The organism is Sphingomonas gei (genome assembly GCF_004792685.1).
In the GTDB taxonomy this organism is placed as follows: domain Bacteria; phylum Pseudomonadota; class Alphaproteobacteria; order Sphingomonadales; family Sphingomonadaceae; genus Sphingomonas; species Sphingomonas gei.
On sequence record NZ_SRXT01000006.1, the window covers coordinates 214,759 to 238,966 of the forward strand.

34 protein-coding genes, 2 other RNA genes and 1 pseudogene are annotated in these 24,208 nt (G+C 66.0%); 22 read left to right on the forward strand and 15 right to left on the reverse strand.

The genetic code is table 11. The features are described from left to right. The first annotated feature begins 6 nt into the window (after positions 1-6). The 5 genes from ffs to E5A73_RS16015 all read left to right on the forward strand — a co-directional run bounded on the left by ffs (position 7) and on the right by E5A73_RS16015 (position 3,103). An RNA gene (ffs, locus tag E5A73_RS15995) (signal recognition particle sRNA small type) lies at positions 7-104 on the forward strand. A 49-nt stretch (positions 105-153) separates the two neighbouring features. Next, positions 154-789 (forward strand): hypothetical protein, encoded by a 636-nt coding sequence (locus E5A73_RS16000; protein ID WP_135964838.1) that lies wholly within the window; start codon positions 154-156, stop codon positions 787-789. Positions 790-797: 8 nt separating this feature from the next. Further along, positions 798-2,420 carry a DNA polymerase III subunit gamma/tau gene (locus E5A73_RS16005; RefSeq protein ID WP_135964839.1) on the forward strand — a complete coding sequence of 541 codons (1,623 nt, stop codon included), beginning with the start codon at positions 798-800 and terminating at the stop codon, positions 2,418-2,420. Then, complete coding sequence (locus tag E5A73_RS16010) at positions 2,417-2,740, forward strand: YbaB/EbfC family nucleoid-associated protein (protein WP_135964840.1); 324 nt, start codon at positions 2,417-2,419, stop codon at positions 2,738-2,740. Before E5A73_RS16005 ends, E5A73_RS16010 begins: the two co-directional genes overlap by 4 nt. A 75-nt stretch (positions 2,741-2,815) precedes the next feature. Further along, complete coding sequence (locus tag E5A73_RS16015) at positions 2,816-3,103, forward strand: hypothetical protein (RefSeq protein WP_135964841.1); 288 nt, start codon at positions 2,816-2,818, stop codon at positions 3,101-3,103. Here E5A73_RS16015 and mtgA read toward each other — a convergent pair whose 3' ends face one another. The 3 genes from mtgA to E5A73_RS16030 are packed head-to-tail and all read right to left on the reverse strand — an operon-like array spanning position 3,104 to position 5,820. Then, on the reverse strand, positions 3,104-3,865 hold the full coding sequence (gene mtgA / locus E5A73_RS16020; RefSeq protein WP_135964842.1) for a monofunctional biosynthetic peptidoglycan transglycosylase: 762 nt from the start codon (positions 3,863-3,865) through the stop codon (positions 3,104-3,106). 44 nt (positions 3,866-3,909) lie between these two features. Further along, positions 3,910-4,815 (reverse strand): RNA polymerase sigma factor RpoH, encoded by a 906-nt coding sequence (gene rpoH, locus E5A73_RS16025; protein WP_135964843.1) that lies wholly within the window; start codon positions 4,813-4,815, stop codon positions 3,910-3,912. Positions 4,816-4,866: 51 nt separating this feature from the next. Further along, positions 4,867-5,820 carry an RluA family pseudouridine synthase gene (locus E5A73_RS16030; RefSeq protein ID WP_135964844.1) on the reverse strand — a complete coding sequence of 318 codons (954 nt, stop codon included), beginning with the start codon at positions 5,818-5,820 and terminating at the stop codon, positions 4,867-4,869. A gap of 12 nt (positions 5,821-5,832) precedes the next feature. On the opposite strand from E5A73_RS16030, the gene E5A73_RS16035 reads away from it, so the two are divergent. Continuing rightward, a complete protein-coding gene (locus E5A73_RS16035) occupies positions 5,833-6,267 on the forward strand; it encodes a M67 family metallopeptidase (protein ID WP_338112873.1) in 435 nt (144 codons plus the stop codon). A 19-nt stretch (positions 6,268-6,286) separates the two neighbouring features. Here E5A73_RS16035 and E5A73_RS16040 read toward each other — a convergent pair whose 3' ends face one another. Both E5A73_RS16040 and E5A73_RS16045 read right to left on the reverse strand, forming a co-directional pair. Continuing rightward, positions 6,287-6,793 (reverse strand): hypothetical protein, encoded by a 507-nt coding sequence (locus E5A73_RS16040; RefSeq protein ID WP_135964846.1) that lies wholly within the window; start codon positions 6,791-6,793, stop codon positions 6,287-6,289. Next, positions 6,793-7,050, reverse strand: coding sequence for a helix-turn-helix transcriptional regulator (locus E5A73_RS16045; protein ID WP_135964847.1), 258 nt, complete (start codon positions 7,048-7,050; stop codon positions 6,793-6,795). The genes E5A73_RS16040 and E5A73_RS16045 overlap by 1 nt, the downstream gene beginning before the upstream one ends. A 220-nt stretch (positions 7,051-7,270) precedes the next feature. Here E5A73_RS16045 and E5A73_RS16050 point away from each other — a divergent pair. Further along, positions 7,271-7,618, forward strand: a pseudogene (locus E5A73_RS16050) (YciI family protein); the annotation flags it as partial. A gap of 129 nt (positions 7,619-7,747) precedes the next feature. Beyond that, complete coding sequence (locus E5A73_RS16055; RefSeq protein WP_135964849.1) at positions 7,748-9,007, forward strand: RNA polymerase sigma factor; 1,260 nt, start codon at positions 7,748-7,750, stop codon at positions 9,005-9,007. Positions 9,008-9,083: 76 nt separating this feature from the next. Here the strand turns inward: E5A73_RS16055 and E5A73_RS16060 are convergent, their stop codons facing one another. Continuing rightward, positions 9,084-9,803, reverse strand: a complete 720-nt coding sequence (locus tag E5A73_RS16060; RefSeq protein WP_135964850.1) for a DUF6683 family protein — start codon at positions 9,801-9,803, stop codon at positions 9,084-9,086. Between the two features lie 194 nt (positions 9,804-9,997). On the opposite strand from E5A73_RS16060, the gene E5A73_RS16065 reads away from it, so the two are divergent. The 12 genes from E5A73_RS16065 to E5A73_RS16120 all read left to right on the forward strand — a co-directional run bounded on the left by E5A73_RS16065 (position 9,998) and on the right by E5A73_RS16120 (position 18,621). Beyond that, positions 9,998-10,144, forward strand: a complete 147-nt coding sequence (locus E5A73_RS16065) for a lmo0937 family membrane protein (protein ID WP_135964851.1) — start codon at positions 9,998-10,000, stop codon at positions 10,142-10,144. A gap of 75 nt (positions 10,145-10,219) precedes the next feature. Further along, complete coding sequence (locus E5A73_RS16070; RefSeq protein ID WP_135964852.1) at positions 10,220-10,864, forward strand: histidine phosphotransferase family protein; 645 nt, start codon at positions 10,220-10,222, stop codon at positions 10,862-10,864. Between the two features lie 90 nt (positions 10,865-10,954). Further along, positions 10,955-13,270, forward strand: a complete 2,316-nt coding sequence (locus tag E5A73_RS16075) for a chemotaxis protein CheA (protein WP_135964853.1) — start codon at positions 10,955-10,957, stop codon at positions 13,268-13,270. Continuing rightward, positions 13,270-13,698 (forward strand): chemotaxis protein CheW, encoded by a 429-nt coding sequence (locus E5A73_RS16080; RefSeq protein WP_135964854.1) that lies wholly within the window; start codon positions 13,270-13,272, stop codon positions 13,696-13,698. The genes E5A73_RS16075 and E5A73_RS16080 overlap by 1 nt, the downstream gene beginning before the upstream one ends. Positions 13,699-13,777: 79 nt before the next feature. Then, positions 13,778-14,143, forward strand: a complete 366-nt coding sequence (locus E5A73_RS16085) for a response regulator (RefSeq protein WP_135964855.1) — start codon at positions 13,778-13,780, stop codon at positions 14,141-14,143. A 60-nt stretch (positions 14,144-14,203) separates the two neighbouring features. Next, complete coding sequence (locus tag E5A73_RS16090; RefSeq protein WP_135964856.1) at positions 14,204-15,229, forward strand: chemotaxis protein CheB; 1,026 nt, start codon at positions 14,204-14,206, stop codon at positions 15,227-15,229. Beyond that, positions 15,229-16,092 carry a CheR family methyltransferase gene (locus tag E5A73_RS16095; RefSeq protein ID WP_240700226.1) on the forward strand — a complete coding sequence of 288 codons (864 nt, stop codon included), beginning with the start codon at positions 15,229-15,231 and terminating at the stop codon, positions 16,090-16,092. Before E5A73_RS16090 ends, E5A73_RS16095 begins: the two co-directional genes overlap by 1 nt. 45 nt (positions 16,093-16,137) lie before the next feature. Continuing rightward, complete coding sequence (locus E5A73_RS16100) at positions 16,138-16,836, forward strand: N-acetylmuramoyl-L-alanine amidase (RefSeq protein ID WP_135964857.1); 699 nt, start codon at positions 16,138-16,140, stop codon at positions 16,834-16,836. 100 nt (positions 16,837-16,936) lie between these two features. Next, positions 16,937-17,269, forward strand: coding sequence for a hypothetical protein (locus tag E5A73_RS16105; protein WP_135964858.1), 333 nt, complete (start codon positions 16,937-16,939; stop codon positions 17,267-17,269). 38 nt (positions 17,270-17,307) lie between these two features. Next, positions 17,308-17,695, forward strand: an RNA gene (gene rnpB, locus E5A73_RS16110) — RNase P RNA component class A. A 90-nt stretch (positions 17,696-17,785) separates the two neighbouring features. After that, positions 17,786-18,322 (forward strand): J domain-containing protein, encoded by a 537-nt coding sequence (locus E5A73_RS16115; protein WP_135964859.1) that lies wholly within the window; start codon positions 17,786-17,788, stop codon positions 18,320-18,322. Beyond that, positions 18,319-18,621 carry an NADH-quinone oxidoreductase subunit NuoE family protein gene (locus E5A73_RS16120; protein WP_135964860.1) on the forward strand — a complete coding sequence of 101 codons (303 nt, stop codon included), beginning with the start codon at positions 18,319-18,321 and terminating at the stop codon, positions 18,619-18,621. The genes E5A73_RS16115 and E5A73_RS16120 overlap by 4 nt, the downstream gene beginning before the upstream one ends. Before the next feature lie 108 nt (positions 18,622-18,729). On the opposite strand, the gene E5A73_RS16125 is transcribed toward E5A73_RS16120, so the two are convergent. From E5A73_RS16125 to pspA, 9 genes are read right to left on the reverse strand one after another with little or no spacing between them, the layout of a single operon-like run. Then, complete coding sequence (locus E5A73_RS16125; RefSeq protein WP_135964861.1) at positions 18,730-19,137, reverse strand: SufE family protein; 408 nt, start codon at positions 19,135-19,137, stop codon at positions 18,730-18,732. Positions 19,138-19,161: 24 nt separating this feature from the next. Beyond that, positions 19,162-19,413, reverse strand: a complete 252-nt coding sequence (locus tag E5A73_RS16130) for a hypothetical protein (RefSeq protein WP_135964862.1) — start codon at positions 19,411-19,413, stop codon at positions 19,162-19,164. 34 nt (positions 19,414-19,447) lie between these two features. Further along, positions 19,448-19,573, reverse strand: a complete 126-nt coding sequence (locus tag E5A73_RS21920) for a hypothetical protein (protein WP_276605815.1) — start codon at positions 19,571-19,573, stop codon at positions 19,448-19,450. A gap of 43 nt (positions 19,574-19,616) precedes the next feature. Then, entirely contained in the window at positions 19,617-19,889 is a 273-nt protein-coding gene (locus E5A73_RS16135; protein WP_135964863.1) for a hypothetical protein, read from the reverse strand. 12 nt (positions 19,890-19,901) lie between these two features. Next, positions 19,902-20,228: a hypothetical protein gene (locus tag E5A73_RS16140; RefSeq protein WP_135964864.1), complete on the reverse strand. Its 327-nt coding sequence runs from the start codon at positions 20,226-20,228 to the stop codon at positions 19,902-19,904. A 23-nt stretch (positions 20,229-20,251) separates the two neighbouring features. Continuing rightward, on the reverse strand, positions 20,252-20,539 hold the full coding sequence (locus E5A73_RS16145) for a hypothetical protein (RefSeq protein WP_420822585.1): 288 nt from the start codon (positions 20,537-20,539) through the stop codon (positions 20,252-20,254). A 38-nt stretch (positions 20,540-20,577) separates the two neighbouring features. Continuing rightward, positions 20,578-20,952 carry an envelope stress response membrane protein PspC gene (gene pspC / locus E5A73_RS16150; protein WP_135964866.1) on the reverse strand — a complete coding sequence of 125 codons (375 nt, stop codon included), beginning with the start codon at positions 20,950-20,952 and terminating at the stop codon, positions 20,578-20,580. A gap of 1 nt (position 20,953) precedes the next feature. Next, entirely contained in the window at positions 20,954-21,226 is a 273-nt protein-coding gene (gene pspB, locus E5A73_RS16155) for an envelope stress response membrane protein PspB (protein ID WP_135964867.1), read from the reverse strand. Between the two features lie 3 nt (positions 21,227-21,229). Further along, on the reverse strand, positions 21,230-21,898 hold the full coding sequence (pspA, locus tag E5A73_RS16160) for a phage shock protein PspA (protein ID WP_135964868.1): 669 nt from the start codon (positions 21,896-21,898) through the stop codon (positions 21,230-21,232). 393 nt (positions 21,899-22,291) lie between these two features. Between pspA and pspF the strand changes: the two genes are divergently transcribed. Continuing rightward, on the forward strand, positions 22,292-23,326 hold the full coding sequence (pspF, locus tag E5A73_RS16165; RefSeq protein WP_135964869.1) for a phage shock protein operon transcriptional activator: 1,035 nt from the start codon (positions 22,292-22,294) through the stop codon (positions 23,324-23,326). Between the two features lie 159 nt (positions 23,327-23,485). Next, entirely contained in the window at positions 23,486-24,103 is a 618-nt protein-coding gene (locus E5A73_RS16170) for a superoxide dismutase (protein ID WP_135964870.1), read from the forward strand. Positions 24,104-24,208: the final 105 nt, after the last annotated feature.

The window sequence follows — 24,208 nt, forward strand, 5'->3', positions numbered from 1 at the left end:
ATGCGCCGCGGGAGTCGGGCGGACGGTACCGTCGCCAACCCGGTCAGATCCGGAAGGAAGCAGCCGTAACGATTTCGTGTCGGGTCGTTCCGGCTCCCACCATCTCTCTTCTCGAAACCCGCTGAAGCTGCCACATCCCGACCGGGGGTGGGCATGAGCGAATTCGAGTTCTTCTTCATTTTGGTCGGACTGCTGCTCGGCCTGGCACTGGCCGAGATCGCGCGCAGATTCGCCGATGCGATCGCGGCCCGCGATACGGTGAAGCTCGGCGTGCTGACGCCGATGCTCGCAGCGTTCGTGTTGCTCGATCTGGCCAGCTACTGGATGTGGACCTGGTCAATGCGCGACCTGATCCATATAGACTGGTCTACTCTGTTCGCGGGTCTGGTCGTCGCGCTCGCTTACTTCTTCGCCGCCGCCAGTGTGTTTCCGCGCCGCGAAGGCATGTGGCCGGCGCTCGACGACCATTATTTCAAGCAGAAGCGCCTGGTGATCGTCGGGGTGGCGCTGGCGAATATTCCAGGGCTCGCGCTGCAGCTCTCGATCCTGCTTCCCGCGGCTAACGACCTGTGGTTCTTCGTGTGGCAGGGAATGTATTGGACCCCGCTGCTGCTGTTGCTGTTCGTGCGATCGCGCCGTGCGAACATCGCGCTGCTCGCGATCCTGCTGCTGCAATATCTGCTCGTCGCGACCAACGCCTTGCCCAATTCGGAGTGGGCAAATTCGGTCGGGCTGAACAGCGAAGCCGCACGAGCGGCTTCGACAAAGGCCGTCGGGGCGCCTAGATAGTTCGCATAATGTCCGATTCCCTCCTTGGCCTCGACGAACCGCCCCAGCCCAAGCAGGAGGCGTATCGCGTCCTCGCGCGCAAATACCGGCCGCAGACCTTCTCCGAGCTGATCGGGCAGGATGCGATGGTCCAGACGCTCGGCAACGCGATCAAGCGCGACCGGCTGGCGCACGCCTTCCTGCTCACCGGGGTGCGCGGAGTCGGCAAGACCTCCACCGCGCGGCTGATCGCCAAGGCATTGAACTGCATCGGGCCGGACGGGCAGGGCGGACCGACGATCGATCCCTGCGGGGTGTGCGAGCCGTGCCGCGCGATCGCCGAAGGGCGCCATATCGACGTGATCGAAATGGACGCCGCGAGCCATACCGGCATCGACGACATCCGCGAGATCATCGAGGCGTCGCGCTATTCGGCGGTTTCGGCGCGCTACAAGATCTACATCATCGACGAAGTCCATATGTTGTCCAAGGCCGCGTTCAACGGCCTGCTCAAGACGCTCGAGGAGCCGCCGGCGCATGTGAAGTTCCTGTTCGCCACCACCGAGGTCAACAAGGTGCCGGTGACGGTGCTGTCGCGCTGCCAGCGCTTCGATTTGCGGCGAATCCCGGCGGAGATGCTCGCGGCGCATTTCGCGCGGGTGTCAGTGGCTGAAGGCGTCGAGGCAGAGTCCGAAGCATTGACGCTGATCGCACGCGCCGCCGAGGGTTCGGCGCGCGACGGGCTGTCGATCCTCGACCAGGCGATCGCGCATGCGGGCCTCGAAGGCGGCGGGGTACGGGCCGAGGCGGTGCGCCAGATGCTCGGCCTGTCCGACCGCGGGGCGATCCGCGCGCTGTTCGGGCTGTTGCTCGCAAGCGACGCATTGGGCGCGCTGGCGGCGCTGCGCGGGCAATATGATCTCGGCGTCGATCCGCAGGCGGTGCTGCGCACTTTGCTCGAGACCGTCCACGGCGTGACGCTGGCGAAGCTCGGCACCGACGCGACGTCCGGGCAATCGGCTGAGGAAATGAAGGCGCTGGAGGATTGGGCGGCCGGGCTGTCGTTCCCGGCGCTGCACCGGCTGTGGCAACTGCTGCTGCGCGGGCACGACGAAGTCGCCAAGGCGGCGCTGCCGATCGAGGCGTGCGAGATGGCATTGCTGCGGGTGATCCATGCCTCGCAATTGCCCGATCCGGGCGAACTCGCGCGCCAGCTGGCAAACGGCAGCCTGAGCGTTGCCGCGCCCACATCCGCACCGACGAGCAGCGCCCAGCCGGGGATGCCGACCAACATGGCCGAACTGGTCACCCATCTGGAGGCTCACAAGCGGTTCCAGCTCGCCCAGCAGGTGCGCGACTATCTGCGGCCGGTGCGATTCGAGGGTTCCGAATTCGAATTCGGCGCGGCGCGTGCGCTACCGCACGACTTCATTCGTGAACTCGGCACCGCCTTGCGCGAATCGACCGGGGTCAATTGGCGGCTCACCTGCGTTGAGCAGGCGGGCGCCCTTACGCTGCGCGAGCAGCAGGCGGCCAACCAAGCGGCCGAGCGCGAGGCGGTATTGGCATCGCCCGTGGTCGCCGCCGCGATCGAAGCTTTCCCCGATGCCGAACTGATCGGCTGGACCAATTCACGGAGTAATCAGGCATGAAGAGCCTCGAAGACATCATGGCCATGGCGCAGAACGTCCAGGCCGAGCTCACCAAGGCACAGGCGACGCTCGACACGATCGAAGTCGAGGGCGCGTCGGGCGGCGGGCTGGTCAAGGTCAAGGCGAGCGCCAAGGGTCGGGTGATCGGCATCGACATCGACGAATCGCTGCTCGCGCCGTCGGAGAAGGGCATGCTCGAGGATCTGGTGGCGGCGGCGTTCAACGACGCGCGCGCCAAGGCGGATGCGGCCTCCGCGACCGAGATGTCCAAGATGAGCAGCGGCTTGCCGCTGCCGCCGGGGTTCAAGCTGCCCTTCTAACCTGTATCAGGGTTAACGCCGGAACCATCCTGCCCGCTCCTCGGTTGCTGCCGCACATAACGAGGGAGTGAGTTCATGGCCGATCGAATCGTAGAGCGTACCGACGGTGTAACTGCCGAGCGCGTGACCGAGACCGACAGCGGTCCCAGCACGGTGGTGGTCGAGCGGCGCGGTAGCGGCGCGGGCCTACTGATCGGGCTGGCGGTGCTGATCCTCGTCGTCGTCGGCGGACTGTATCTGGTCAACCAGAACAGCCGCGAGAACATCAAGACCGACGCGATCACCAGCGCTGCAAAGGACGTCGGCGACGCGGCGAAGGATGTCGGCGGCGCCGCCCAGGACGCCACGAAGAAGGCGGACTAATCAGCGCAGGCAGGCGTCGAGCCCGCCGCCGCGGACGACGGTGATCCGTCGGTTGATCGAATTGCCATAGCGCCGCGTAAAGCCCCGAGGGTCGATCGCGGCGCGTTTTTTTGGCAGCGGCAGGACGGCGGCGATCAGCGCGGCTTCGCGTTGCGACAGGCGCGAGGCATCGTGCTTGAAATAGCGCATCGCGCCCGCGTTGACCCCGTAGGTGCCGATCCCGGTCTCGGCGACGTTGAGATAGACTTCCATGATCCGCCGCTTGCCCCAGATATTCTCGATGAGCAGGGTGAAATAGGCCTCGAGGCCCTTGCGGAAAAAGCCGCCGCCCTGCCACAGGAAGACGTTCTTGGCGGTCTGCTGGCTGATTGTCGAGCCGCCGCGGATGCGCTTCTTGCCGGTGGCGTTGCGCGCCGCGGCGGCAGCGATCGCTTTGTAATCAAAGCCATTATGCTCGCAGAAGCGGGCGTCTTCGGCGGCGATCGCGGCGCGGGCCATGCTCGGGTCGATGCGGCTCAGGCCCATCCAGTGCTTGGCGACGCCGTGGCCGCCGATGACATCGCCGATCATCGTGAAGGTGATCGGCGGGTTGATCAAGCGGAGCGCCGCGACCCAGAGCAGCGAGCCCAGAAAGAACACCAGGATCGCCGTGGCGATCCAGCCGAGGATGCGGCGGCGCAGCGGCTTGCGCCGCCGCGGTGCAGGCTCGGCCGCCTGCGGCGCTTGCGGTTGCGTCGGCTCGTCGTGTCGTTCATCACCCATGAGGGCAGGATTGACGGCGACGGCCGATCAACGCAACCGCTTCGTCAATAAGCGGCGAGCAGCCGCTTTTCGCCGGCGAGGCGCATCATCGCCTTTTGCAGCTTCTCGAAGGCGCGGACCTCGATCTGGCGGACGCGCTCGCGCGACACGCCATAGACCTGGCTGAGCTCCTCGAGCGTCTTGGGATCGTCGGTCAGCCGACGCTCGGTGAGGATGTGCTTCTCGCGCTCGTTGAGGTCGTCCATCGCGTCGACGAGCATCTCGTGACGGACATCGGCTTCCTGCGCTTCGGCAACCGCCTCGTCCTGGAGCTGGCTGTCGTCCTGCAGCCAATCCTGCCACTGGCCGTCGCCGTCCTCACGCATCGGCACGTTGAGCGAGGTATCGCCGCCCATCGCCATGCGGCGATTCATCGAGGTGACCTCGTCCTCGGTCACGCCGAGGTCGGTGGCGATCTTGGCGAGATGCTCGGGCGACAGGTCGCCATCCTCAAACGCGTCAAGTTTGGCCTTCATCCGCCTGAGATTGAAGAACAATTTCTTCTGGGCGGCGGTCGTGCCCATCTTCACCAGCGACCAACTGCGCAGGATGAATTCCTGGATCGAGGCGCGGATCCACCACATCGCATAGGTGGCGAGGCGGAAGCCGCGATCGGCCTCGAACTTCTTCACGCCCTGCATCAGGCCGATATTGCCCTCCGAGATCAGCTCGGACACGGGCAGGCCATAGCCGCGATAGCCCATGGCGATCTTGGCCACGAGCCGCAGATGCGACGTGACCAATTGCGCCGCCGCATCGGCGTCGCCATGCTCCTCGAAGCGCTTGGCGAGCATATATTCCTGCTCGGGCGCGAGGATCGGAAACTTCTTGATCTCGGACAGATAGCGGTTGAGGCTCGCCTCTCCGCCGAGCGCAGGAATCGTCGCGGGGACGTTGCTGCCGGTTGCCATGATCAATCTCCCTTCACTGGGCGCAATACCGCACGGTCAGCGCCACGAAAATCATACGATGAGCTTATTGAACAGTTCCTGCATATCCGCAGGCATTTCGCTATCGAATGCCAAAGCGCAGCTTTTCACGGGGTGAATGAACCCGAGATGCGCCGCATGCAAGGCCTGCCGCTGGAAATTCAGGGTTGCCAGAAGTGCACGATGCACCGGCCGCGTGCTACCATAGACCGGATCGCCCAGCAGAGGGTGGCCGATCGACGCCATGTGGACGCGGACCTGATGGGTGCGTCCGGTTTCGAGCCGGCATTCGACCAGACTGGCATCGCGAAGTTGACGAAGTTGACGCCAATGCGTGACTGCGTGCTTTCCCGAACCTTCGCGGACGATCGCCATTTTCTTCCGATTCGTGGAGGATCGCCCCAGCGACGCGGAAATTGTACCCGCCGAAGTTGACACTTTTCCGGCGACGATTGCACGATAGCGCCTGTCGATTGAATGCGCCTTGAACTGCTCGGCGAGGCCGATATGTGCACGATCACTCTTGGCGGCGACCATCAGGCCCGACGTGCCCTTGTCGATCCGGTGGACGATTCCGGGCCGGGCGACGCCGCCGATCCCCGAGAGCTGCCCCGCGCAATGATGGAGCAGCGCATTGACCAGGGTACCGTCGAGATTGCCCGCGGCGGGATGGACGACGAGCCCCGCGGGCTTGTCGATCACGATCAGATGCTCGTCCTCGAACGCGACGTTGAGCGCGATCTCCTGCGCCTCGTTTTGTGCCGGAGTGGGGACGGGCACGGCGATCTGGAACAGGGTGCCGCCGGGGGTCTTCTTCGACGGATCGGATGCGAGGCCGTCGGGGCCGGTCACCGCGCCGCTGGCGATCAGTGCCTTGAGGCGTTCGCGCGAGAGCGTCGGAAGCGCATCGGCCAACGCGCGATCGAGCCGCCAGCCGTTCGCGGCCTCGGCAATCCGCGCTTCGAGTGTAGTAACCCCCATTTCCATTCTGTAGCCTAGATGGGAATGACGACCTGCATTTCAAGATCTGTACTGATCGGTACGCGGCGGATTTCCGCCGATCTGGCGCCGCGCGAGGCATGCGGATTGCTGTTCGGCAGCGCCGACGCGATCACCGCGATGCAAGGCGTTGAGAATGTGGCCGAAGACCCCGAGCGGCGCTTCGAGATCGACCCGGCGGCGTTGTTCGCCGCGCTGCGAGCCGAGCGGGCGGGCGGGCCGAGGATCGCGGGATATTGGCATTCGCATCCCAGCGGCGATCCGACGCCCTCGGCGACCGACGCGGCAATGGCGGCGGCGGATGGCAAGCTGTGGCTGATCGTCGCGGGCGAAGCGGCGAGCTTGTGGCGGACGAGCGCGGCTGGGGCGCTGCACGGACGGTTCGATGCGGTGCCGGTGATTGTCGACGAGGAACCGGGCGCAAGCGAGTGGTAGCTGCGTCAGATTGCTGATGTCAGTCGTCGATGTCCGCCACCGGTCGCGATTCCAGCCAACTGGCGATCCAGGTGGGCAAGAGCGCGGCGATCCCTTGAATCCCGAAGCCGAGATTGAACCAGTCCATGAACTGCGGGTGCCAAAGCCATGGAACGCTTGCGCTGGCCATGTAGAAGCAGCCAAGTGAGAACATCACAGCAAGCACGACACCGGAGGCGGCGTGCGCGTGAGCCTTTAACATGAGTTCGCGCTCGTCCAGCGGTCGGTTCACGGTCGCAGTGAACCGCGGTCCCAAGGCGCGAAGAAAGCCAGCTAACAGGATCGCGCCATAGAAGATCAACCACCCGATCAAGAAATCGGTCGCAATCGCAGTTCCTGTTTTGGCCATCAGAACGAAGCCGAGGACCATGGCCGCGATTACCAGCAGCGGCGTCCAGCGAAAACTTCGCGGCGGCATTTTCATGAAGATGATTTTGTCGAGCCGCGTCGCATAAACGAGGCGGTCCATTTTCTCGAGCAGGGTCATCAGCGTTGGTCTCCAGCCGCGGCGGCGCGGCGCAACGTGTCTGCGACGGATTCAAAGGGGCGGAAGGAAAACAAAAGCTCGATCGGCACGCTGAAATAGGCGGCGATCTTCATCGCGAGTTCCAGGCTGGGCTTGTAGTCGCCCCGTTCAAGATAGCCGATTGTCTGGTTGTTCACGCCCACCGCTTCCGCAAGCTCGCGGCGGGACACGCCGCGTTCCGCTCGAAAGACAGCGATACGATTGTACAGGTTTTTCATAAGACCGTGGCGACTCGATAATGCTATGTTGTGTTTACATAACAATTCTAGGTCGGGTCAATATGGGTTGGACCCAGACTGGCGGACCCGGGACGATGGCTCGACTTGAGGCGCAGGAAGCGATCCGAAAATTTTTTCGCGCGTCTGTCGATTCCCCCGCAGCCGGTTCGTCGTCAGAATACGGGCCGGAAAATCCCGTCCGACCAAAAGGAGATGATCGATGCGCGTGGTGGTGTTCGTGAAAGCGACCGAGGATAGCGAGCAGGGGATCCTGCCGTCGACCGAATTGCTCGAGGCAATGGGCAAGTATAACGAGGAATTGGCCAATGCCGGCATCATGCTGGACGGCGATGGCCTGAAGCCGACGTCGCAGGCGAAGCGCGTGGCGTTCGATGGCGCTTCCCGCGCCGTGATCGACGGCCCCTTCGCCGAAACGCGCGAACTGGTCGCCGGGTTCTGGCTGTGGGAAGTCAAGGACATGGACGAGGCGGTCGCCTGGGTGAAGCGCTGCCCCAATCCGATGCCCGGGCCGAGCGAGATCGAGATCCGCCCGATCTACGAAATGGCCGATTTTGCCGAGAACTTGAGTCCGGCAGCGGCCGAAATCCACGACCGGACCCGCGACAAGCTGAGCGGCGCCTGACCAACGGGCTGTCGCCTGACCGCCTCTTTCGGGCATAAGGCCCGGGGAGGCGGCATGGCGACGACAGAGGTCCATCGGGCGATCGAGGCAGTGTTCCGGATCGAGCAAGCGCGGCTCATCGCGAGTCTCGCGCGGATGGTCCGCGACATCGACCGGGCGCAGGAGCTGGCGCAGGATGCGCTGCTGATCGCACTCGGCGAATGGCCCAGGACCGGCATCCCCGACCGGCCGGGCGCCTGGCTGATGGCCGCGGCGAAGCGGCGGGCGATCGACGGGCTGCGCCGCGACAAGATGCTGGCGCGCAAGCATGAGGTGTTCGCGCGCGAAAGCGAGGAAGCGAGCGATTCTGCGATTGCGGAGATCGAGGCAAGGATGGACGACGATGTCGGCGACGAACTGCTCGGGCTGGTCTTCACTGCTTGTCATCCGGTGCTGTCCGGCGAGGCGCGTGCCGCGCTGACTCTGCGGCTGATCGCCGGGCTGACCACCGAGGAGATTGCGCGCGCATTCCTGTCCAACGCAGTGACGATCGCCCAGCGGATCGTGCGCGCCAAGAAGACGATCGCCTGCGCCGGGCTCGCGTTCGAAGTGCCGCGCGGCGCCGAGCTTGAGGCGCGGCTCCGCTCGGTGCTCGAAGTGATCTATCTGATCTTCAACGAAGGCTATGCCGCGACCGCGGGTGAGGATCTGATCCGGCCGTCGCTGTGCGCCGAGGCGCAGCGGCTGGGGCGGATGCTGGCGGCGCGGATGCCGGAAGCGGCCGAATTGTTCGGGTTGCTCGGGCTGATGGAGATCCAGGCGTCGCGGCTGACCGCGCGGATCGCAGCCGATGGCAGCGCGATTTCGCTCACCGGGCAGAATCGCGCGCGCTGGGACCAGTCGGCGATCCGGCGCGGGCTGGCGGCGCTGGCGCGGGCCGAAGATCTGGGCGGGGCGGACGGCTTCTATGCGCTCCAGGCGGCGCTCGCCGCGTGCCATGCCCGCGCACGCAGCGTCGGGGATACCGACTGGCGGCGGATCGCGACGCTCTACGACCGGTTGCGCGCGGTGGCGCCTTCGCCGGTGATCGATCTCAACCGGGCAGTGGCGTACAGCATGGCCTATGGCCCCGAAGTGGGCCTGGCGTTGGTCGACGAAATCGCCGAGGCGGCGGCGCTGCGCAATTATGCGCCTTTGCCCGCGGCGCGCGGCGATTTCCTGTTCCGTGCGGGCCGGCTGGCCGAGGCGCGACGCCAGTTCGAGGCGGCCGCCGGGCTGAGCCAGAACGCCCGCGAGCGTGCCTTCCTGCTCGAGCGCGCCATCGCCTGCGGCTGACGCCGGCGGCAATCGGAGGCTGATCGCCGCGGGCCGGCTGAGGGTGCGGGGACTTCGCCGCCGCTTGGCCGGCCGATCAGCCGATTAGGCCGGCCTCGGTGAGGCGGAGCGCGCGCAGATCGAGGTTCATGTCCTTGCGGAAGCGCGCGGCCGCGGCATCGGAGAGGCGGCGCGTGGCGCCCGCGTCGCGGCGCGCCGCCGCATCGGAAAAGGCCGAGCCCTGCGCGATGAAATTGAGCATGAATGTCTCGGCCAGCTCCTGACGGGCCGCGTCGCCCAACCTGGCGAAACCAGGGCTGCCGGCGAGCGCGCCGGCCACCTGCGCGCGGACGGACTGGACCTGGGCGCGGCTGGCGAACGCCACCTTGTTGGCGATCTGCCAATTCTGCACCCAATAAGCGGTCATCGCATCCGCGACATCGCCGCGACGAAGCCCATCGCCCGCGACATGCTGCTCCCAGGCACCGAGCAAGTCGTTTTGCTGGACGAATTTGCGCAGGCCCTCGGAATGGGCGGGATCGGCCCGGGCGATGAAATCGGCGAATTGCGTGCGAACGCGGGCCGAGACCGTGGGGGAGGGGCGGTAGCGCGTGGTCGCCGCGGCGCGCGGAGAATCTACGCGATCGGAGCGTCGGTTTCGCACCGCCGCGCCCATCACGTTGTTCATCTGGCCGACCGCGGCCATCGACGCGCCGAAATCCACGTACTGACTGCCGATACTCGGAAAATCCTGAGCCGACGCCGGCGGGGCGGAGGTCAGCAGGACAAGGCACAAAGCAGTCAAGACGTGTCGCATGCCGGAACTCCGATCGCGGGGCAGACGCAGGCGATGATGCCGCGGCTCCGCGGCAGAGGCCAGAGGCGGCAAGCGGGGGCCGCCCGGGATGTGCACGAAGCGCGTCCGTCCGTTCTGCATCCTACACGAAATCAAGCGGAACGTTTCGCCCCCGCGCCACGTTTGCGCTCCATAACCAAAGGGAGTGCTTTCCGATGCTCTGGACCATCGCCGTTATTCTCGTCATCCTGTGGCTGCTGGGCTTCACCTTCCATATCGGTGCCGGCCTGATCCACATCCTGCTGGTCGTCGCGGTCATCGTCGGGCTGATCCAGCTGTTCTCGGGCCGCCGCGTCGTTTAGCTGCGGGGCAGGGCGCAGCTTGCAGCGGCAACGCGGCTGCGCCAAAGAGGCGCTGGGGAAACCGGAGCCATTTCTTTGAACATCAGCCCGACCGACTTTGCGAGCCTTTTGTGTTCAAGGCTTTGCCACGATTTATTGAGCCCGGTTGGCGCGCTCAACAATGGGCTCGAACTGCTCGCCGACGAGCATGATCCCGAGATGCGCGTGCGCGTTCTCGAGCTGCTCAGCGAAAGCGCCAAGGCGAGCGCCAACAAGCTGAAGTTCTTCCGTCTCGCCTTCGGCGCGGCGGGAGGCTTTGGCGAGACCGTAGACACTCGCGAGGCGCAGGCGGCGCTCCAAGGGCTGTTCGGCGATAATCACCGCGTCAAGATCGGCTGGATGGTCGAGGATCCGGTGCTGCCCAAGCATGCGATCAAGGTGTTGCTCAACCTCGCTTTGATCGGCGGCGACGCGCTGATCCGGGGCGGCCAGCTCGATATCGGCGCCGAGATCGTCGAGGGTTCGATCGAGATCGTGGTGCGCGCCGACGGACCCCGGATCGTGCTCGATTCCGAATTGCGGGCTGCGCTGGCGGGCGGGCAGGACGACATGCCGGTCACTCCGCGCGCGGCAGCGGCATTCCTCGCGCATGCGCTGGTGGCGCAGGGCGGGGGCACGTTGCAGGTGTCGCCTGCGGACTCCGAAGTGCTGCTGTTCGGGGCGAGTTTTCGGGTGGGGTGAGCGCCGGGCAAACGATTCCTGTCTTCTTCCCTAAACGCCCTTTTAACCACCGCTAGCCCAAGATGGCCCGGATATTTGCTCTGGGGCCCCATGGACGACCTGATTCAGGAATTCATCGCCGAAACGCGCGAGACTCTCGAGGCGCTCTCGGGCGAGATCGTCGCGTGGGAAGCGCAGCCCGACGATCGGGCGCGGCTCGATGCGATCTTCCGCTTCGTCCATACCGTCAAGGGGAGTTGCGGCTTTCTCGATCTGCCGCGGCTCGGACGGCTGAGCCATGCCGCCGAGGATGTGCTGGCACAGGTGCGCGAAGGCTTGCGCAGTCCCGATCGGCTGCTGGTCAACGCGGTTCTCGCGATCGTCGACCGGATCGGCGAACTGGTCGAGGCGATCGATTCGGGGACGAGCCTGCCCGACCAGGGCGACGAATTGCTGATCGGCGCACTGGCCGAAGGCGCCGCGGAAGTCGCGCAGGCAAACATCCCCGGGCTGCATCGCGCGCCGGCGCGCAGCGTACGGCTGAACGTCGACCTGCTCGACCGGATGATGTCGGGCATGTCGGACATGGTGCTGGCGCGCAACGAGCTGGCGCGGCGACTGCGCGGCGGCGACGTGGATCCGACGATCGAGGCGGCGCTCGAGCGGCTGTCGCTCACCGTCGGCGAGATGCGCGACACGGTGACGCGGACGCGGATGCAAAAGATCGATGCCTTGTTCTCGGCGTTGCCGAGGATGGTGCGCGATACCGCGGCGGGCCTTGGCAAGTCGGTGTTGCTCAACGTCGAGGGATCCGATGTCGAGCTCGACCGCGAAATGATCGAGATGATGCGCGATCCGCTGGTCCACATCATCCGCAATTCGATCGACCACGGGATCGAAGCGCCGGTCGAGCGCCGCGCCGCGGGCAAGCGCGAAAATGGCCGGCTGACCGTCTCGGCGCGCCAGTCGGGCAACCAGATCATCATCGAGATTTCCGACGACGGGCGTGGGATCGACACCGAGAAACTGATCCGCAAGCTGGTGGCGAACGGCCGCGACGAGGCCAAGCTGCGCGGACTTTCCGAGCGCGCCAAGCTCGAACTGGTGTTCGAGCCGGGACTGTCGAGCAAGGACGTGGTCAGCGAAGTCTCCGGCCGCGGCGTGGGGATGGACATCGTCCGCGCGTCGATCGAGCAAATCGGCGGGCGCGTCGACCTCGACAGCATTCCAGGCAAGGGCCTGAAGCTCGCGATCCATGTGCCGCTGACCCTGTCGATCATCTCGGCGATCGTCGTCGGCGCCGGGGGGCAGCGCTTCGCGATCTCGCGCCAGGCGATCGAGGAGATCGTCACCGATCAGGGCGAGGCGATCCGCATCGACACGATCGGCGGCGCGCAAGTGCTCAGCGTGCGCGGGCGGCGGATGCCGCTGCTCAATCTCTGCGAAGTGCTCGGCCTCACCCGCGCCGTGCATAACGGCCCGCGGATGATCTCGATCGTCAATATCGGCGAAGGCAGCTACGCGCTCGCCGCCGACATGGTGCTCGACAATGAGGAACTGGTGATCAAGCCGGCGTCGCCCGCGGTGATGTCGACTGGAGTCTATGCCGGGCAGACCCTGCCCGATTCGGGGCTGCCGATGCTGCTGCTCGACTGCGCTGGGATCGCCCATGTCGCCGGGCTCGATTTCAGCCGGGACGACGATCATGTCGAGGACGAGGCAATCGCCGAAGCCGAACTGGGGATGCCGGCGCTGTTGTTCATCGATCTCGACGGTGCCCGACGCGCGGTGCCGCTCGCCGCGGTCGACCGTGTCGAGCAAGTCGACGGAGACAGCGTGCGCTTCGCCGCAGGCCGCCGTCGCGTGACGATCGACGGGCGCATCCTGCCGCTCGCCGCGCAAGGCGACATCGCCGGGCGGGCGCGGCTCAACGTGCTGCGGCTCAAGGACGGCGCCAACGAAGTCAGCTACGCGATCGACGAGGCGCTCGACATCATCCTGCTTCCCGAGGAACTGGTGCCCGCGCGCGAGCCGGGGCCGATCGCGGGCGTCGCGCTGATCGACGGCGAGCAGGTCGAACTGCTCGATATCCTGTGGGTGTTCGACGAGCATGCCGATCGCGAGAGCGAGGAACATGCGCCGCTCTGCCTGATCGCCGGCGACAAGGACGGCTGGATGGCGTCGTTCGTGCGGCCGCTGCTCGAGACCGCGGGCTACCGCGTCGCGACGCAGCTGGCGCCCGGCGAGACGCCGGCAGTGGTGCTTTCGGCCGACGAGGTCCCCATCGCGCTCGCGCCCAAGGCGCCGGTGGTGCGGCTGCGCAATCGCCGCGCGGCGGCGGGTGCGAGCGACGACAGCGTTTATCGCTATGATCGTGCGGGGCTGCTCTCCGCACTCGAGGCCCGCATGGCCGGGAAGGGCCGCTGATGCCGCATCTGTATCTCATCGCCCAGCTTGCCGGCCGCACCGTCGCGATCGATTCCGACCAGGTCGAATCGGTGGTGGACATCGGCGAAGTCACGCAGGTGCCGCTCGCCTCGCAGCATGTCCGCGGGCTCGCCGCGCTACGCAGCCGGGTGGTGACCGTGGTCGATACGCACACCGCTCTAGGGCTCGACAGCTCGCGCGAGGCGCGGCGCGCAGTGATCACCCATGTCGAGGGGCATCACTACGCGTTGCTGGTCGATGCGCTCGACGATGTCGCGCCGTTCGAGCTGCTGCCGCTGGCCGGCGGCGTTGCGCTCGGCGCCGCGTGGCAGCGGGCGGGGCGGGGGATCGTCGAACGCGACGGCGAGCCGATCCTGGCGATCGATCTCGCCGCTTTGGTGCCCGGCCTCTCGGCGGGGCTGAACTGAATTTGGCCGGTTAACCGGGTCCTCACATCTCTGCCGCACTATGATGAAACAGACGCCTGGCTATCGGGGAACAGGGAAAATGAAGACTTGTCTCGTCGTCGACGACTCCAAGGTGATCCGCAAGGTCGCGCGGCACATCCTCGAGACGCTCGACTTTGAAGTGCGCGAGGCCGGCGATGGCCGCGAGGCGCTCGATTCATGCCTCGCCGAGGCGCCCGACGTGATCCTGCTCGACTGGAACATGCCGGTGATGAGCGGGATGGACTTCCTGCGTGCGCTCAAGGATTCTGGGATCGCACGGCGTCCCAAGGTGGTGTTCTGCACTACCGAGAATGGCATGGCCTATATCCGCGCCGCGATCGAAGCGGGCGCCGACGAATATGTCATGAAGCCGTTCGATCGCGAGACGCTCGAGAGCAAGCTGCAGATCGTCGGCGTCGCCTGAGCGCGGAGCCGGAACTTGTCCGTCGCACTGAGCTCCGTTCTTCCGGATTCGCGTAGCGCCATGCCCGCGGCCCGCGTGCTGATCGTCGACGATTCGGTCGTCGCGCGGTCGGTGCTCGGCCGGATGGTGGACGGGACGCGGCGCTTCCGTGTGGCGTCCGCGCTGAGCGATGTGCGCGCCGCGCTCGACTATCTCCAGACGCATCATGTCGACATCGTCCTGCTCGACATCGACATGCCCGGGATCGACGGCCTGACCGCGCTCCCCGACGTAGTCGCGGCGGGCAAGGGCGCCAAGATACTGATCGTCTCCTCTTCCGCCGACGAAGGCGCCGCAGTGACGGTGCAGGCGCTGGCACTCGGCGCCGCCGACACGCTGGTGAAGCCGGGAATCGGCACCTTTGGCGGCCGTTTCGCCGAAGTACTCGAGGACCGGCTGTCGAAATTGATCGACGGACATGCCGAGCCCCTGCCCCACGCCGCCGCCAGCGCGGGCCCAATAGCGGCGCCGCATGACTTCGACGTGGTCGCGATCGGCGCCTCGACCGGGGGGATCCATGCGTTGAGCCAGCTGCTGCGCGCGATCCCCGCCACTTTCCAGATCCCGATCCTCGTCACCCAGCATCTGCCGATCTCGTTCATGGGTTATTTCGCCGCGCAGCTCGCGGTGCTCGGCGGGCGGCCGTGCGAAGTCGCGACCGAGCGGATGCGGGTGCGGCCCGGCCGGATCATCGTTGCGCCGGGCGACGCGCACCTGCGCGTGGTCAAGATGTCCGAGGGCTGGTCGATCCGGCTGAGCGAGGAGAAATCGCTGAGTGGCTGCATGCCCTCGGTCGACCCGATGTTCGAATCGATCGCCGAAGTGTTCGGCAAGCGCGCGCTCGGCGTGGTGCTGAGCGGGATGGGCCGCGACGGCGCCGAGGGCGCGCGGCACCTCGTCGAAGCTGGCGGACGGATCCTCGTCCAGGACCGCGAGAGCTCGACGATCTGGGGAATGCCCGGCGCAGTGGCGAATGCCGGCCACGCCAGCGCGATCCTGCCGCCCGACGAGATCGGCCGGCTGGTCGCATGGCAGGGGAGGGCATGATGCACTTTCCGGGAACGACGCTGGCGGCTTCGTCGAGCGCGATGACCATTATTTCGGCGCTGCTCGAGCAGCGCACCGGGCAGCAGATCGCTGCCAACCGGGCGTGGCGGATCGAGACCGCGCTCAAGCCACTTCTGCGCGAAAAGGGACTCGCCTCGCTGGATCAGCTGGTTGCCCAGCTCGTCGTGACGCGGACTGGGGAATTGGGAGATCAGGTGGTGGACGCGCTGTTGAACCAGGAAACAAGCTTCTTCCGCGATTCCGCGGTGCTCGACATGATCGCCGACGCCACCAAAATGATCCAGGCCGAGGCGGCCGGCCGTAAGGTCCGCATCTGGTCTTCGGGCTGCTCGACCGGGCAGGAGCCGCTGAGCCTCGCGATGCTGTTCGACGAGCGCGGCATGGGCGAAGGCGCGAGCGCGCCCGAGATCGTCGCGACCGATGTGTCGCCCGCCGCACTGGCCCGCGCGCGCGCCGGGCACTTCTCGCAATTCGAGATCCAGCGCGGACTCCCGGTCCGGCGGATGATGACGTGGTTCGACGGCAATGGCGGCGACTGGGCCGCGAAGCCCGAATTGCTGCGCCGGATCCAATTCCGCCAGCACAACCTGACCGCCGATGCGCCGCCACCGGGCAAGTTCGATGTCGTATTGTGCCGCAACGTGATGCTCTATTTTTCGCCGGACGTTCGGCGCGACGTGTTCGCGATCCTCGCCGCGGCGATCCGGCCGAACGGGCTGCTGGTGCTGGGCGCCGGCGAGACGGTGATCGGGCTGACCGACCGTTTCCGCCCGTGCGACCAGTATCGCGGCGCGTATCGCGCAGTCGAGGCCGCACCGGCTAAACGCGCCGCTTTCGGCTGATCGGGCTCTTGCCGCGAGTGCGCCTGCGCTTCTAACGTCGCTGCGATGACCAGCCTTCCGATCACCGACGCGCCGTCGCCCAATTTCGACGCGCGCGAGCTGCCGATATCGATGATCGTGCTGCATTATACGGGCATGGCGAGCGCGCAGGCGGCGATCGACCGGCTGCGCGATCCCGAAGCCAAGGTATCGGCGCATTATCTGGTCGACGAGGATGGCAGCATCCTGCGGCTGGTCGACGAGCGCCATCGCGCGTGGCACGCGGGGCGCTCGCACTGGCGCGGCGTGACCGACGTCAACTCGGCGTCGATCGGGATCGAGATCGTCAATCCCGGGCACGAATTCGGCTATCGCCCCTTTACCGATGCACAGATGGGATCGCTGATTCCGCTGGTCGCCGAGATCAAGGAGCGCCACGGCGTCACCCGCGGCAATGTCGTCGGCCATTCGGACGTGGCGCCGGCGCGCAAGCAGGACCCGGGCGAATTGTTCAACTGGCACGCATTGGCCCGGCTGCGGCTGGCGCTGCCGCGGCCGACGAAGAATTTGGTCGATCCCGGCTGGCCCGATGCCGGGTTCATGCTCGCGCTCGAACGATTCGGCTATGACGTGACTGACCGCGAGGGCGCGGTGACGGCCTTCCAGCGGCGCTTCCGCCCCGAAATGGTCGATGGCGAGATCGATATGGAATGCCGCTGCATCCTGCTGGCGCTGCTGCTGCCCAAGCCGCAGGGCGAGGATTGAGATAGCTGCACGAAAAAGAAGGTTCGCGCGGCGTTCACCCTTTACGGCAATTTCGTAGCAGCCAAAGCCGCGCTATTTCGTCAGACTGGAGGCGAAAGCTATGCTCAGCGGTGGTGGGATGGCCCGGATGGGGCCGGTGCAGGTGCGGCTCAGCGGCGTGGTCAAGGTCGACGAGGAGGATCACGAAGTGCCGTCGGTCAACGCGCCGACGGTGGCCGAGGCGACGGCGTTGCTCGATCGCACGGCGCGGGTGAATGGCGCCGACGGGGTGATCCAGGTCGGCTCGGACTATCACCGCATCGCGATCGGGCGCGGGCCGCTTTCGACGCAGACGCTGATCGCGGTCCAGGCCTGGGGCACGGCTGTAAAGGCGGCCGAGGCTGCCGCGGACGAGCTCGAGGCTCCGGTCGAGGACGAGCCCGACGCGGCATAAGCCTTGCGCCCCGCCCGCGCGGCGCTAGAGCGGTCGGGCCAGAGGGTCGGGCGGCCGCGGGTGCGCAAGCACGCGAGGAAAGTCCGGGCTCCACGGAACCACGGTGCCGGGTAACGCCCGGCGGGCCAGCTTGCTGGTTCAGGGAAAGTGCCACAGAGAGCAGACCGCCCACTGACCCCGGACTAAATCCGGGGTTGAGGGCAAGGGTGAAAGGGTGCGGCAAGAGCGCACCGCGCGACGGGCAACCGAAGCGGCACGGCAAACCCCACCGGGAGCAAGACCGAATAGGGGCGGCATATGGGCCTGGTTCCGGCCCGTCGCCCGGGTTGGTTGCTTGAGCGGCGGAGCAATCCGTCGCCTAGAGGAATGGTCGCACATCGCGTTTCGGCGCGAGGACAGAACCCGGCTTATAGACCCTCTGGCAAATTCTTCGTGCGCAGTGCTCCTGCGAAAGCAGGAGCACTGCGCACTTTTGACGGGTAGCCTTTGCGGCCCGGCCACCCTATCTGCCCTTCCATGGCACGGGCAACGCGATCCTCCGATTGGGGCTTTCCCCGCTGGCGCGCTTATGGCGCCGAGCGCGAGGCGGTGAAGGTGCGGCTGTGCGACCGGCATGGCTGCGAGGCGCCGGGTGACCGGCCCGCGCCCAAATCGCCCAACAGCCCCGAGCGCTGGTATTTCTGCGAGACCCACGCGGGCGAATACAACCGTAACTGGAATTACTTCGAGGGGCTGACCGCCGAGGAAGCGGCGCAGCGCGAGGCCGACGAACGGCGTGACGCCGGCGATTTTTCCGAATCGAAGCATAATGGCTGGGCCGGGCCCGGAGATGGCAGTCGCTCACGCGACGAGATGCGCGCGCTCGAACTGCTCGATCTCGAAGTCGATTCGGATTTCGAAGCAGTGCGAATGGCGTGGCGGCGCCTTGCCAAGTCGAACCACCCCGACGTGAAGCCGGGCGACGCCGACGCGGCCAAGCGGTTTCAGGCGATCCAGGCGGCGTATGACGTGCTCAAGACCGCCGAGGAGCGGCGGACCTGGAAGCCCGATTGAGGGCTTCGGTCCGGTCCAACTGGTCGAACACCGTTCTGGTCTGCGCCAAATGCTCGAAGAAGCTGGGCGGCGGGTTCGGGCCCAAGGGCAAGGTGCCGCTCGCCAGGGCGTTGCGCAAACATCTCGGACTGAAGAAAGGCCGCAAGGGCGCGGCGGGGATCGTCGAGGTCAAATGCCTCGGGGTGTGCCCGCGCGGCGCGGTGACGGTGGTCAACGGCGCGGCGTCGCGCGAGTGGCTGCTGGTGCCCGAAGGCGCCGATCTCGATGCGGTTGCGGGGGAATTGGGGCTCACCCTATAAACTGTCATCCCGGCGAAAGCCGGGATCCAGAGCCAGAAGCGGTTCGGCGGAGCAACTCTGGGCCCCGGCCTTCGCCGGGGTGACGAAGAAGGAGAGCGACGGCCGCACTCAGCCGGCGTAGCGCGCCGCCGTCTCGCGGATCAGCGCGATCATGTTGGGGATGCCTTGCGTCCGGTTCGAGCTGAGCTGGTTGCGCAGGTCGAACGGCGCGAGCGCGGCGTCCATGTCGGTGGCGAGGATGTCGGCTGGGCTGCCGTCCTGTACGGTGAGCAGGACGAGCGCGATGATGCCCTTGGTGATCGCCGCGTTGGAATCGGCGAGGAAGTGGAGCGCGCCGTCGTCCTTGCGCGTGGGGTAGACCCACACCGAGGCGGAACAGCCGCGGACAAGCGTGGCGTCGGTCTTGAGTGGCTCGGGCATCGGCTCGAGCGTCCGGCCCAGGTCGATCAGCAGGCGGTAGCGATCGTCGGCATCGAGGAATGCATATTCGTCCTGGAGGTCGGCGAGGCTGGGCATGCCGACCCGCTAGCCGGGTGGACCCTAGAGGTCCACCCCGGCGGCGATCGCTTCGAGCTTGCGGATGCGTTCTTTCAGGTCAGCGACTTCGATGCGCGAGGCCGCGGAGGGCATGGCCGGCTCGAGCTGCGAAGTGCCGCTGTGGTGCTGGGCGAGTTCCTGGCGCTTGAGCGCCAGCCAGCCGCGCCAGCCCGAGAGCCCCGCAGCGGTCACCATCGCGAGGCCGGCCAGCCCCGAGACCGAGAGCGTGATGTAGAGATTGGGGTCGACGGTCATTGCTTGCCTCTCCCTGATCTGGTTTCGCGGCGCGTCAGGCGCCGAGTTGCTGCTGCCGGGCCAGCTTTTCCGCACGGCGAACGGGGCGGTCCCGGCTTTCGGCGAGGGCAATGGCTCCCCCGCACAGTGCTGCAAGCACTGCGAACACGACGATGATCATTTTAAGTAGTCCTTAGATCTGGCTGCGTTTCGCGCAGCGGGTGTCAGTTGAGCGGCGCGTCGCGCAGCTGTTCGATTTCATCCGCGACGGCGATGCCGCGGTCGGTGACGATCCGTTCGAGAACCCGGACCCTCTGCTCCAGCCGCTCAACATGTGCGGCATATTGCGCGGCCTGCTCGGCGGTCTGGGCGGCGATCACTTGAGTCATCGCCTCCTTGTGCTTGAGCCAGCGCTTGAACATGTCGTTGGCGATGCCGAACACGATCGCGACGATGCCGCAGGCGATGCCGAGAACGGGGATCAGGAGGGGGTTCATCGCAGGATCTCCTCAGTTGCTCTTGGTGCCGCGCAGCGATTCGATCTCGCGGTCGAGGCTGTGGGCGCTGTCGGTGACGATGCGCTCGACGTTCGCCAGCCGGTCCTTGATCGAGCCGAGCTCGGCGCGGAGCTGGGCGTTCTCCTGGCTCAGCAGCTTCACTCGCTCGATCGTCTCGTCATTCTGCTTCGGGTAGAGCGCCTGCCCCCAGCTGCCGTCGAGCGGATAGCCGTTCTTGATGCGCAGCCAGGTGGTGATCACCCATCCGCCGACCGCGACCGATACGACGATCGCTATCAGGGGAAAGATGGGCTGGAAGAGCATTACCTTGTCGGTCATTTCCCTGTTCCTTGTCTTCGCGGTCAGCGCAGGCTGTCGATTTCGCGGGCGACGCGCTCGGCAGGGTCGGTGGCGATCCGTTCGAGGACGGCGATCCGCTCCTCGAGCCGGCTGACCTGGCCCACCAGCCGCTCATTCTCGGTGGAGAGCAGGGCGATCTTCCGATCGGCGTCCAGATCGCCTGCCGGCTGGCCACGACGGTGGCGGCGGCTTTCCTCCATCGGGTAACCGTGCTTGGCGCGGACCCAGGTCTGGAAGGCCTTGGATGCCATGACCGCCGCAACGATCAGCACCGGCACCAGCCAACTCAATTCCCTCATCGTCTTCCCTCCCTGTTGACCGCCGCGCCTCAGCGCAGGCTGTCGATCTCGTCGGCGAGCCGGGTGTTGCGGCTCGTATAGTACATCTCGATGTCGGCGAGCCGGCGATCGATGTCGCGGAAGGTCGAGCGGACCTGCGCGGTCGAGCGGCTCGGGTTCGAGCGCACGCCTTGCCAGAACTTCTCTTCCTCGGGCCCCTGATAGAGGCCGGCCGGCTTGTTCGGCGCGAGCCAGGCGATCAGGAAGTAGATGAAGACCGACGTGCCGCTGGTCGCGAAGGCGAGGAAGACCATCCCCACCCGGAGCCAGATCGCCTCGATACCGGTATAATCGGCGAGGCCCGAGCAGACTCCGAGAACCTTGGCATTCTGCTTGTCGAGATAGAATTTGGTGCGGACGGACATCTCAGCTCCTCCTGGAGATATCGTAGGGGCTAGGTTCCTGGCGCGAGGCCGAGACCGGGCGGAAATCGGGGTTGTCGGCGGCGATGATGCGTTCGACGGTAAGCAGGCGCTCCTCGAGCTGGCGAGCCGTGAAATAGAGCTCGTCGAGAAGCTTCTCGTCCTCGCCGGTGATCGTCGCCGCGGTCTTCCACCGCGTGATATAGTGCATGATCACCCAGGGAAGGCCGACGAACAGGATCCCGACGATGGTGATGGGCAGGAAAACCTCTTCCATCGCTTACGCTCCCTTGTTCAATCGGGCCTTCAGCGCTTCGAGCTCGGCATCCACCTTCTCGGACGAGCGCAGCTCGGCGATCTCTTCCTCGAGGCTCTTGGGCGCGCCGCCCAGACCCGCCGCTTCTGCGCGGCCCTCGGCGAAGTCGACCCGGCGTTCGAGGACGTCGAAGCGCGAGAATGCGTCGGTCATCTTCGAGCCGTTGGTCATTTCGCGCAGGCGGGTGCGGTTGTTGGCGCTCTCCAGCCGGGCGACGATCGAGTTCTGGCGGGTGCGTGCCTCGCGCAGCTTGTTCTGGAGCTTGGTGATGTCCTCTTCCGAAGCCTTGAGCGTCTCGTCGAGCACGCCGATCTCGGTCGACAGCTGGTCGCACATGTCGGCGGCCTTCTGCTTTTCGACGAGTGCCGCCTTGGCGAGGTCCTCGCGGCCCTTGGAGAGCGCCAGCTCGGCCTTCTCGGTCCAGCTCTCCTGGAGCTTTTCGAGCTTGGCGATGTGGCGGCGCATTTCCTTCTGGTCGGCGATGGTGCGCGCGGCGGAGGCGCGAACCTCGACCAGAGTCTCCTCCATCTCGAGGATGATCATGCGGATCATCTTGGCGGGATCTTCCGCCTTGTCGAGCAGGTCGGTGACGTTGGCGGCGATGATATCGCGGGTTCGCGAGAAGATACCCATGCTGACACTCCTTCGTTCTTTTTTCGGGGTCCGCCGAGAGGATCTAGGGGGTGACCCTCCCGGCGGGTTTCCGCTCGCGGGGCGGCGAGCGGAGCGACCTTGGTATGCCTTTAGACGACCGCGGGGCCGACCGCACCGGCCATCAGGATGGCGCTGGCGAAGAAGGCGACGGTGACTGCGAAAAAGGCGTTGCGGACATTCTTGGCTTCGTAGGTCATGATTTCGTTCCCTGAACCTGGTGTTTGTGCGCCCGTTGGCGGGCCTGCCAAAAGCATTGCAGGAGGCGTGCCAAATCGCGCGGACGGCGGAAATCCGCCATTTTCGCTATTCATCTGGCATTCAGGCACCAGATAAGGCTTGCCAAGTATTGGGAAAATTCGCCAAAGGTTCGGCATGGAACGCGCTACCCAAGTCATTGGCCAGTCCGGGGCCTTTCTCGACGCGCTCGAGCGCGCCAGCCGCGCCGCGGCGCTGGACCGCCCGGTGCTCGTCATCGGCGAGCGGGGGACCGGCAAGGAGCTGGTCGCCGAGCGCCTCCACCGGCTGAGCCCGCGCTGGGACCAGCCGCTGATCATCATGAATTGCGCTGCCTTACCCGAGACGCTGATCGAAGCGGAGTTGTTCGGGCATGAGTCCGGCGCGTTCACCGGCGCGACCAAGGCGCGGGCAGGGCGGTTCGAGGAAGCGCATCGCGGCACCTTGTTCCTCGACGAGCTCGGGACGCTGTCGATGGCGGCGCAGGACCGGCTGCTGCGCGCAGTCGAATATGGCGAAGTCACGCGGATCGGCTCGTCGCGGCCGCTGCATGTCGACGTGCGCATCGTCGCGGCGACCAACGAGCATCTGCCCGACAAGGTCGACAAGGGCACGTTCCGCGCCGATCTGCTCGATCGGCTGTCGTTCGAAGTGGTGACCTTGCCGCCGCTGCGCGCGCGGCGGGGGGACATCGAAGTGCTCGCCGATTTCTTCGGGCGGCGGATGGCATCCGAGATCGGGCTGGCCGACTGGCCGGGCTGGGGCCCTAACGCGCTCGACGCGCTGATGACCTATGACTGGCCCGGCAATGTCCGCGAGCTGCGCAACGTCGTCGAGCGTGCGGTGTATCGCTGGGAGCGCGAAGGACCGGTCGATTCGATCGAGATCGATCCGTTCAAGTCGCCGTTCCGGCCGCGGACTGCGGTGCCGGCAAGTGCGGCACCGGTCGCCGCGACGCCGGCAGCGCCGGTGGTCGAGGAACCGGCTCCAGTGAGTTTCGACGGCGGGACCGACTTCAAGTCGCGGGTCTGCGCGTTCGAGAAGCAGCTGCTGTCGCGCGCACTGGCCGAGCATCGCTACAACCAGCGCTCGACCGCGGAAGCGCTGGGGCTCACCTATGACCAGTTGCGGCATGCGCTGAAGCGGCACGAATTGCTGGGGGCGGGGGGCTGACCCATTCCTCCCCGAACCTGTTCGGGAATTGGAGATCGCTTTCGTTTGTCCTCCGCAATGAAATTTGCGGGACAGGCGCGGTTCTTCGACGCTAAAGGGGGAGCGCAACCCGCCCCGGAACGTTGGGTGGGCGAACCATTTCCCGACGGAGTATGCCTCATGGCTTTCGAACTTCCCCCGCTGCCTTATGATCAGAGCGCCCTGGCGCCGCACATGTCCGCGGAAACGCTCGAGTTCCACCACGGCAAGCACCACAAGGCCTATGTCGACAACACCAACCGGATGATCGCCGAAAAGGGCCTCGATGGCGCCAAGCTCTCCGAAGTGGTGCTCGCGGCCAAGGAGCGCGGCGACAAGGGGCTGTTCAACAATTCGGGCCAGATCTGGAACCACAGCTTCTTCTGGCAGTGCCTTTCGCCCGAGAAGCAGGCGCCGACCGGCAAGCTCGCCGAGCTGATCAACGAAGGTTTCGGCAGCCACGAAGCGCTGATCGACAAACTCAAGACCGAGTCGGTCGGCCATTTCGCCAGCGGCTGGGGCTGGCTGATCCTCAACCAGGGCAAGCTCGAAGTGACGTCGCTCCACGACGGCGACTCGCCGATCGCGCACGGGATGACGCCGTTGCTGACGCTGGATGTGTGGGAGCATGCCTATTACATCGACTACCGCAACGCGCGGCCGGTGTTCGTCGACACCGTGCTCAACAACCTGATCAACTGGGAATTCGTGGCGCAGAACCTCGACGGCAATGGCGTGAGCCGCGCGGATCAGGGGTAAGGTAGTTCCCGCTCCCTTTGGGAGCGGGAAGGCCCGCTGCCGAAGGCAGTGGGAAGGGTGAGGGCAGTATCGACCTCACCCTTCGTCGCTTCGCGGCTCCCTCCC